The organism is Haloarcula sp. CBA1122 (assembly GCF_009741785.1).
Taxonomy (GTDB): Archaea; Halobacteriota; Halobacteria; order Halobacteriales; family Haloarculaceae; genus Haloarcula; species Haloarcula hispanica.
Genome location: NZ_WPCB01000026.1, coordinates 41103 through 49818, shown reverse-complemented (window position 1 = coordinate 49818; position 8716 = coordinate 41103). Strand labels below are relative to the sequence as shown.

Here is an 8716-nt window from a genome sequence, read left to right as displayed (position 1 = left end):
CCGACGACCTCCACCTGCTGGAGGTGTCGGTAGCCGACGGCCACGCCGCCCTGATGTTTGGCGTGTTCCCGACCGGTGTCGAGGACGGCCCGCCGTCCGTTCGGGCGTCGTCGCCGACGTGGACGAGGTCGGCAAGCGCCACGTCGAGTGCGTCGGCGGTCGACTGGAAAATGGTCGGATGCGGCTTCCGCCAGCCGCAGTCGACGCTGGTGACGACGGCGTCGAACGCGTGGCCGCTCTGATTCTCGATGGCCGCTCGCTCCAGCGTTCGCTCGACCAATCCAGGGACACTGCAGTTCGAACAGACAGCGACCGGGCCACGCTGTGCTGCGGCGTCCAGCGCTTCGATGGCTCCCTCGCGGACCGTCACCGGGCTGTCGAAGGCATCGAGGACGACCTCGGTCGCCGTCTCCTCGGCAACCTCGACTCCGCGGCTGGCAAGCGCCAGTCGAACGTGTTCGTCCAGCGGCGCTTCCCGGCCGCGGTCGTACTCGCGGTGGGCCGAGCGATAGGCGTCCTCCCAGTCGTCCGGCACCCGAACCGACCGGGCCGAAAGCGTCTCCGCAATGGCGTCCCACGGCTCTGACGGCCGGTCTGCCGCTACGAGCGTCCCGAACAGGTCGAACGAGAGTGCCACATCTGTGTGGTTAGTGCAAGCTCACTTGAACTGTGGGGGTAGACGTGGGAACTGCTGTGGGAGTCGGGCTGCTGTCGAGGAGTTCCGGGCGCTGGAGGACTCGTTTCTTCGGACGAGCCCAGCGATGGACCTGGCCTGCGGCATTCCAAACCGTTTATACCCAAACAGGGGTAATCCGGCGGTATGGCAAGAGAGCAGACCGAAGTTCGAGAGCTCGACGAGGGAAGCTACGTCATGATCGAAGACACGCCGTGTAAGATTAACTCCTACAGCACGGCCAAGCCGGGCAAGCACGGCAGCGCCAAGGCCCGAATCGACGCCAAGGGCGTTTTCGACGGCAAGAAGCGCTCGCTGTCCCAGCCCGTCGACGCGAAGGTCTGGGTCCCGATTGTCAACCGAAAGCAGGGGCAGGTCGTTTCCACGGACGGCAACGACGCACAGGTGATGGACCTCGACACCTACGACACGTTCACGATGCGGGTCCCCGAGGACATCGACCTCCAGCCTGACGACGAAATCGAGTACCTCCAGTACGAGGAACAGCGCAAGATCACACGCTCGTAACGATGTTGCCCGGTGCGGGGGCCGACCGCGGGGCGGCCGACTACGCGCTCGTGGGCGCACCACTCGACGCGTCGACGTCGTTTCGCCCCGGGACACGGTTCGGCCCACGCCGCATCCGCCAGTTCGGCCAGCAGTTCGACGATTACGACCACCGCACCGACCAGCACTTCACTGACTGTTCCGTCTACGACCACGGCGATATCGGCCCCACGGCCGACGTTGCCGAGTACCTCACTTTCCTCCAGGGCACTCTCTCGGATTTCGAGAGCGAGGGGGCCGTCCCGCTCGTCGTCGGCGGCGAACACACCGTCTCTGTGGCCGGCGTGCGTGCGCTCGATCCAGACGTGTTCGTCTGTCTGGACGCGCATCTCGACCTGCGCGAATCCTACGCCGGCGACGAGTACTCCCACGCGACGGTGACCCACCACGCGCTCTCGGTGGCTGACGAAGCGATTGTGCTGGGCGCACGCACTGGCTCGGAAGCCGAATGGGACCGCGCGAACGAACCCGACGTGACCGTCGTCCCGCCCGAGGACGTGGCCGACTGGTCGCCTGCGTTCGACGACGAGCGGGTGTACCTCTCAGTCGACATCGACGCCGCCGACCCCGGGTTCGCGCCGGGCACCGGGACGCCGGAACCGTTCGGCCTCGACCCGCGGGAGATGCACACCGTGGTCCGAGCCGTCGCACCGCAGACCGTCGGCTTCGACGTAGTCGAGGTCAACGACCGCGACGACGGTCAGACGGCGACGCTAGCCGCGAAACTCCTCCGGGCGTTCGTGTTCGCCCACGCGGACCAGCGCTAATCCGAGATGTATCGGGGAATATTCTCGCCGTCGGCTTCAGCAGACAACTCGGTGGATGTCCATCGGCGACGCTCGCCGGACAACCGCGTCGACTGGGTCGGCGACAGCCGAGAGGTTGTCTGAGTCGCCGTCGAGGACCAGTAGCGCGGCCCGGCGGCCGGGTTCGATGACACCGCAGTCGAGGCCGACCGCTTCGGCCCCAGCGGTCGTGGCCATCCGAAGCACCGTCCGCGAGGGGAGGTCGAACGTCTTCGCGGTGTACTCCATCTCACGGAACATGGATGGTGCATTGAGCATCACATTATCAGTCCCGAGTGCCACGTCAGTGTACTCCAGAAGCGTCTCGATCGGCGGTCGGCCGACCTCAAGGACGCGGTTCGCACGGGGACAGACCGCGATAGGGACGTCCTGATCGGCCACCCGTTCGAGGTGTTCTGCTTCGGCATGGACCATGTGGACCAGCAACTCCGGCTCCAGATCCAGCGCCGGGTGTATGTCAGTGGCGTCCGGTTCGCCGGCGTGGATAGCGAACGGGGCCCCGCGCTCCTCGGTGGCGGTCCGCCGGGCGGTGAAATCGTCGTCGTTCGCGCCGCTGGCACCGAACCCGTCGGCCACGTCCAGCACCGCAGTGTCATCGCTCCCGAAGATGAAGGCCTCGATATCGAGTCCCTCGGCGGCCTCGCGTAGTGCCCGTGCCCCGTCGACGCCGAACTCCCGGAAGTCGAGAAACGCCGCGGTGCCGGTTCGCTGCATGAATCGAAGTGTGCGGTGCATCGCGGCAATCAGCGTCTCGTCATCGGCCGCTGCGATCTGCTGGTGTTTCAGGCTGTCCGGTGGCACCACTGCCTCCTCCAAGCCAAGACCGACAGCGGCCTCCTTGGCGACTGAGTCGCCGACGTGCGTGTGGGCGTTCACGAACGCCGGCAAGACAATGCGGTCGTGGTCGCTCTCGCGCTCGGACGTCTCTTCGATGGCCGTTATGTAGCCGTCCTCGACGACAACGCTGCCGTGGACCGGCTCGAACGACCGCCCGGCAAGGACGGTTCCTTCGATAGCCTCCATGTGGGTGCGAGGAAGCGGAGCTATATGTGTCTCATGGAGGCGCAATCTTGCCATGTAGCACTGGCCGCGGTAGACTGATGCGGACGGCGCCGGACAGTTCGGGTATGAGTGGTAGTACCACAGTTTCCGAGGACCGCGCGCTGTCGCCAGACGACTGGTCCCATCCGGCCGAGCGCCGATACGCGGACGCACAGGCCCGTCTTGTGGACCACTACGACCACTCCGTCGAGTCCAGAGTGACCGAGACGGACGCCGCGGGTCGCGTTCACTATCTGGTCGGTGGGAATCAGGACGGCGACCCCGTACTTCTGCTCCACGGTGTCGGAACGCCAGCAGCGACGTGGCTCCCGCTGTTCCCGGCGCTCACCGACGAGTACCGTGTGTACGCTCCCGACCGGCCCGGCCTCGGCCTCTCAGCCGCGCCGAGCTACCGGGACCGGGACCTCCGTTCGTTTCTGGTCGCATACTTGCTGGAACTGCTCGACGACCTCGCTATCGACCGTCCACACGTCGCCGGGAACTCCCACGGCGGCCTGCAGTCGCTTCTGCTCGCAATCGACCACGACTGTGTGGACCGACTGCAACTGATCGGCGCGCCGGGCGGCGTCTCGCGGGACCTCCCGCTCCTGTTTCGCCTGCTGACGGTTCGCGGCCTCAACCGCGTGCTGCTGTGGCTGCTCAGCCGTGGTGACCCAGTCGAGAACGCGAGGCAGTCGATGCAGCGGGTCAACGTCGTTGACGCCGCAGCGATACCGGACGTGTTCTACGAACTGCTCGCCGCCGGCCAGGATCTGCCCGGCCGGCCGGAAAGCCAGCGGTCGCTAGCGACCGCACAGGGCTCGTACGGCCGTGTCCACCCGTTGTTCGACATCAGGGACGAAATCGTTGGAATCGACTGCCCGACGCAGTTCGTCTGGGGGACGGAGGACGCCTTCTATCCGCCTGACGTCGGTCGCCCCGTCGCCGAGAAGATGCCCGACGCCGAGTTCCACGAACTCCCGGGACACGGTCATACGCCGTGGCTGGAACCGGGTGATGAAGTCGCTGGACTGGTCCGTGGATTCTTCGATAGGTGAGAGTTTTCAATATAATACATCGTAAACAACGACTCAGCGTCAGTGCTGTTCGGACCGCCGTGTCCGTCACCACTTGCTCGGCATCCGACACAGCAAGTAGTCTTTTAGTAAACAGGCCATCTCGGTTGGGAGCATGGACCAGCTATCGTCGTGTTACTTCTGTGGCGGCGTGCTCGACGTCTCGCTCTCCGAATATCCGATTATCCCGAAATCGCTGGACCCGGAAGCCGAGAAGCAGGGGACGGTCGTTCTCTGCTCGACCTGCCGAGAGAAGCTCGCAACCATCGTCGAACCGGCCGTCGAGGCGGCGAAGGCGGACGCCCGCGAGACAGCGGAAACGACTGGCGACGCCGGGACCACGGAGCCGCCGGGGCTACTGGATGATTCTGGAACGACGGCAGGCGACGCACAGGCGACCACCGACAGCGTGGTCGAGCCGGCTGATGACGGCTCGCTGCTGGGCGACGACGGCGCGAGCGCGGCGGGACAGGAACAGTCGGCGCAGTCAGCGGCGACGACGGAGGCGACTGCGGAGCCAGATGCGACGAACCCGGCGGCATCGGACACCACGGACGGACAAGCGGCGGAGCCGACCGAGTCGAATGACTCGGCGGCGAACACTGGGAGCGAGGACACCGAACGCGGTACGGACAGCGACGACAGCGCTGACGGCCCCTCGCTGACGAAACTGGAGTACAACAAGGTGATGCGCCTCCTCCAGAACCGCGAGATGCCCGTCGACCGTGCGGAGATACGCGAGGTCGCGGTCAACGCCTACGACATCGACGGGGAGCAGTTCGACGCCATCATCGACGCCGCGGTGGACCGGGACCTCATCGGTCAGGAAAACGGCCAGCTGGTCGAATCGGATGGGTAGCCCGTCGCCGGTAGAGAAAAACATACCACCGGTCATCTCGAAGTCCGCGCCATGAACGCAGGCGACATCGCGACGCGTCTCGACGACAGACTCGACATCGAGGCCTACGCCGACATCGACGCCAGTCCGAACGGTCTGCAGGTCGGGCCGGCGAGCCAGCCGGTCGAGCACGTCGCTTTCGCAGTAGATGCGGCCGTCGAGACCATCGACCGCGCCGCCGACGCGGGCGCTGACCTGCTCGTGACCCACCACGGCATCGTCTGGGGCGAGATGGAGCGCGTGACGGAAACCAACTACCGCCGGGTCGCACCGCTGATCGACAACGACCTCGCGCTGTACGTCGCGCATCTCCCGCTAGACGGCCATCAATCGCTTGGCAACGCCGCCGGCATCGCGGACCTGCTGGACCTCGACAACCGTGCGCCGTTCGGATCGATGGGCGGCGAGCACATCGGCCAGCGTGGCTCCCTCCAAGAACCACAGACGGTCTCCGAACTCGCCGAAACCCTCGAAGGAAATCTGGATACTGGCGGACAGCCAATTCAAGTGCTTGATTTCGGCCCGTCGACTGTCGAGGACGTCGCCATCGTGACCGGTAGCGGCGTCGACTGGCTGCAAGAGGCGGTCGAGACGGACGCCGACGTGCTCATCACCGGCGAGGGGAAACAGCAGGCCTTCCACGAGGCGCGCGAGCAGGGACTCCACGTCATTCTCGCCGGCCACTACGCGACGGAGACGTTCGGCGTTCAGTCGCTCCAGACCGTCGTCGAGGACTGGGGGCTGGAGACGACCTACATCGACTGCCCGACCGGCCTCTAAGGCGATGGCAGATGTCGTTTCGTTCGAGGGCGTTAGCTCGGATGCGGACCTCATCGCTTGGTCGCAACAGTACTGTCGCGGGGTCCGCCGCGAGCAGGGCGTCTCGGTTCGGTTCGACCTCGTCGACTGGGCAGTGTCCCACCGAGCCAAGCGTCGGGCCGCCGCAGTCAAGCGGCCGAAACTGGACGACGCCACCGTCGGCGAGCGGTACGACTGGGACAGCGTCGACGGGAGCGACGGCCGCCCGCTTCGATGTACGGTGTCGCTGACCTGGGACGCCTTTTCGGCCTTCGAGCGGGACGCCTGGGAGGCAACACTGCGCCACGAACTCATTCACGTCGAGCAATATCAGCGCGACGGGACGACCGACCACGGCCGAGCTTTCCGGCAGCGGGCCGACCAGCTTGATACCGACGTCCACTGTCCGGCCTTCTCCGAGCCCAAGCACGTCCTCACCTGCGGGGCGTGTGGCGACCTCGTTGCCCGCCGCTATCAGGACTGCAAGCTCGTCGACCGACGCGAGCAGTACCGGTCTGACTGCTGTGGGGCCTCACTGGAACTGGGCTGACTACAGCAGGAACCTGATGGCCCAGAGGACGCCCATCCCGGTCACCATCGTCGCGAACACGTCTTCAGTCCGCCAGGCGACGCCTGCCGCGAGCGCTCCGGCGACGAACTTGTCCGCGGCGAAACTACTGGCGTCGAGTGTCATGAACGAGGGGAGGACAAGCGCGGCGAGGACGGCGGCGGGGACGAACCGCAACACCCGCTCGACGACCGGCGGAATTTCGTCCAGCCGACCGAACAGCGCGATGAACGAGAGGCGACAGGCGTAGGTCAACACGCCGATGACAGCGACGACACCGGCTATCTCAACCGGGCCGTAATTAGTCGCCATCGGTCCCTCCCGTGGCGGATTCCGTGAGAACGCCAGCCGTGATGCCAACCCCGGCCGCGACGAGCAGTCCGAGATTGAGCGGGAGGCCAGCGCCGACGACGGCGACGGTTCCACCGACGACAGCGGCGATGCCGGTCGCTGCGTCCTCGATTGCAGGGACCAGAATCGCGAGGAAGACCAGCGGGATAGCGAATTCGAGACCCCAGGCGTCCGGGACGCCGGTCCCGAGTAGCGCCCCCGCGATAGTCGTGACCTGCCACACCGCCCAGAGCGTCACGGCGACGCCGAGGTAGTACCACTTCCGGTCCGTCTCACGGTCGGACCGGTAGCTGGCGACCGACAGCGCGTACGCCTGGTCGGTCAACACGTAGGCGAGCACCGCCTTCCACCGACCAGTGAATTCCCGAAAGTACGGGGCAATCGACGCCGAGTACATCAGAAGCCGGAGGTTGATGACGACGGCTGTCGCGACAACGACCGTCAGCGGAGCGTTCTGTCCCAGCAGTTCCAGCGCCGCGAGCTGTGATGCGCCGGCGAAGACGACCACCGACAGCCCGACTGCGGTCGGCAGCCCCAGTCCGGCGTTGACGGTCGCGATGCCGGCAACGAGGCCAAACGGAATAATTCCTAGCAACAGCGGCGCAACATCCCGAACGCCGCGCCTGAACGCAGCAGTATCCATAGCTCCCAATCCAACGCAGGGGCGTCTAAGCCCTCCGTTTCAGCCGCGGTGTGTGACGGCACGTCGATGCATGGGCCGTCCGCGGTGTGTGACGGCACGTCGATGCATGGCCGTCCGCGGGGTGTGACGGCACGTCGACAACGGCCTCTACCCGTCACGGCGAACCACGACGTTGAAACCCGACGCCATTCGACTGCATTGTAATGAGCGACCACACCGACGAGCGGGAGACGTTCCATCACGATCCGATCGGGCACGCGGAAGCCCGGGCCGGAATGACGGTCGGCGAACTGGCTGACAGCTACGGCGAGGCCGGCATCGGCGCGAACGACATCCACGAGGCCGTCGATATCTACAGCGAGATGCTCGATGACGACGTGACGACCTTCTTCGGACTCGCCGGTGCGATGGTCCCGACCGGGATGCGGGCTATCGTCAGCGAACTCATCCGCGACGGCCACATCGATGTGCTCGTCACGACGGGGGCGAACTGCACCCACGACAGCATCGAGGCCATCGGCGGCAAGCACCACCACGGCGAGGTGACACCTGAAGGGCAAACGGAGCGCGAACACGACGAGACGCTTCGTGACGAGGGCGTCGACCGTATCTACAACGTCTATCTCCCCCAGGAGCATTTCGCCCTGTTCGAGAACCATCTCCGGGACGAAGTCTTCTCCACGCTGGAAGACGAGGGCGCGGTTTCGATCCAGCGTATGACGGAGGAACTCGGTCGGGCCAACAGCGAAGTCAACGAGCGTGAGGACGTGCCTGAGGACGCCGGCGTGCTGGCGGCGGCCTACGAGAACGACGTGCCGGTGTACTGCCCGGCCTTCCAGGACTCCGTGCTGGGCCTGCAGGCGTGGATGTACTCTCAGACCAGCGAGTTCACGATCGACGCGCTGGCGGATATGACACAGATCACGGACATCGCGTACGAGGCTGACAGCGCCGGTGCGATGGTTGTCGGCGGCGGCGTCCCGAAGAACTACGTCCTCCAGACGATGCTCGTCTCGCCCGACGCCTACGACTACGCCGTCCAGTTGACGATGGACCCCTCGAACACCGGCGGTCTCTCCGGCGCGACGCTTGATGAGGCCCGCTCGTGGGGGAAACTTGAAAAGGACGCCCGGAATGTCTCGGTGTATGCCGACGCGACGATTACACTCCCACTGGTCGTGGCCGCGGCCCGCGAGCGCCACAGTACGGAAGCGTAATCACTTCGACGGAGGCGGCTACAGACCCGGCCGTTGTGGGACACATCTACTGAGAGACATATATTCCACATATAAACG

The 8716-nt window shown here is 65.6% G+C and carries 10 protein-coding genes and 2 pseudogenes; 7 read left to right on the top strand and 5 right to left on the bottom strand.

From position 1 onward, the window contains the following. Together GJ630_RS20610 and GJ630_RS11785 are read right to left on the bottom strand one after the other, a co-directional pair. Positions 1–89: pseudogene (locus tag GJ630_RS20610) on the bottom strand (DNA-directed RNA polymerase subunit D); the annotation flags it as partial. Further along, positions 89–637 (bottom strand): annotated as a pseudogene (locus tag GJ630_RS11785) (HAD family hydrolase); the annotation flags it as partial. The pseudogenes GJ630_RS20610 and GJ630_RS11785, both read right to left, overlap by 1 nt. 183 nt (positions 638–820) lie before the next feature. Here GJ630_RS11785 and GJ630_RS11780 point away from each other — a divergent pair. Together GJ630_RS11780 and speB are read left to right on the top strand one after the other, a co-directional pair. Next, the gene (locus GJ630_RS11780) at positions 821–1201 is read left to right on the top strand and encodes a translation initiation factor IF-5A (protein ID WP_004515075.1); all 381 of its coding nucleotides are present in this window, start codon (positions 821–823) and stop codon (positions 1199–1201) included. A gap of 2 nt (positions 1202–1203) precedes the next feature. Further along, the gene (speB, locus tag GJ630_RS11775) at positions 1204–2007 is read left to right on the top strand and encodes an agmatinase (RefSeq protein WP_146416985.1); all 804 of its coding nucleotides are present in this window, start codon (positions 1204–1206) and stop codon (positions 2005–2007) included. 36 nt (positions 2008–2043) lie between these two features. Here the strand turns inward: speB and GJ630_RS11770 are convergent, their stop codons facing one another. Continuing rightward, on the bottom strand, positions 2044–3069 hold the full coding sequence (locus GJ630_RS11770) for an amidohydrolase family protein (protein ID WP_014041127.1): 1026 nt from the start codon (positions 3067–3069) through the stop codon (positions 2044–2046). A gap of 104 nt (positions 3070–3173) precedes the next feature. Here GJ630_RS11770 and GJ630_RS11765 point away from each other — a divergent pair, with 104 nt between their 5' ends. The 4 genes from GJ630_RS11765 (at position 3174) to GJ630_RS11750 (ending at position 6409) form a co-directional block, all read left to right on the top strand. After that, entirely contained in the window at positions 3174–4145 is a 972-nt protein-coding gene (locus tag GJ630_RS11765) for an alpha/beta fold hydrolase (RefSeq protein WP_191449939.1), read from the top strand. Between the two features lie 133 nt (positions 4146–4278). Then, positions 4279–5022, top strand: a complete 744-nt coding sequence (locus GJ630_RS11760; RefSeq protein WP_191449938.1) for a hypothetical protein — start codon at positions 4279–4281, stop codon at positions 5020–5022. Between the two features lie 51 nt (positions 5023–5073). Further along, a complete protein-coding gene (locus GJ630_RS11755; protein ID WP_146416987.1) occupies positions 5074–5841 on the top strand; it encodes a Nif3-like dinuclear metal center hexameric protein in 768 nt (255 codons plus the stop codon). Between the two features lie 4 nt (positions 5842–5845). After that, positions 5846–6409: a SprT-like domain-containing protein gene (locus tag GJ630_RS11750; protein ID WP_191449937.1), complete on the top strand. Its 564-nt coding sequence runs from the start codon at positions 5846–5848 to the stop codon at positions 6407–6409. Here GJ630_RS11750 and GJ630_RS11745 read toward each other — a convergent pair whose 3' ends face one another. Both GJ630_RS11745 and GJ630_RS11740 read right to left on the bottom strand, forming a co-directional pair. Further along, entirely contained in the window at positions 6410–6739 is a 330-nt protein-coding gene (locus GJ630_RS11745; protein WP_146416989.1) for an AzlD domain-containing protein, read from the bottom strand. Continuing rightward, entirely contained in the window at positions 6729–7421 is a 693-nt protein-coding gene (locus tag GJ630_RS11740; protein ID WP_050036967.1) for an AzlC family ABC transporter permease, read from the bottom strand. Before GJ630_RS11740 ends, GJ630_RS11745 begins: the two co-directional genes overlap by 11 nt. Positions 7422–7624: 203 nt before the next feature. Between GJ630_RS11740 and GJ630_RS11735 the strand changes: the two genes are divergently transcribed. Further along, positions 7625–8638 (top strand): deoxyhypusine synthase, encoded by a 1014-nt coding sequence (locus GJ630_RS11735; RefSeq protein WP_191449936.1) that lies wholly within the window; start codon positions 7625–7627, stop codon positions 8636–8638. The last annotated feature ends 78 nt before the right edge of the window (positions 8639–8716 follow it).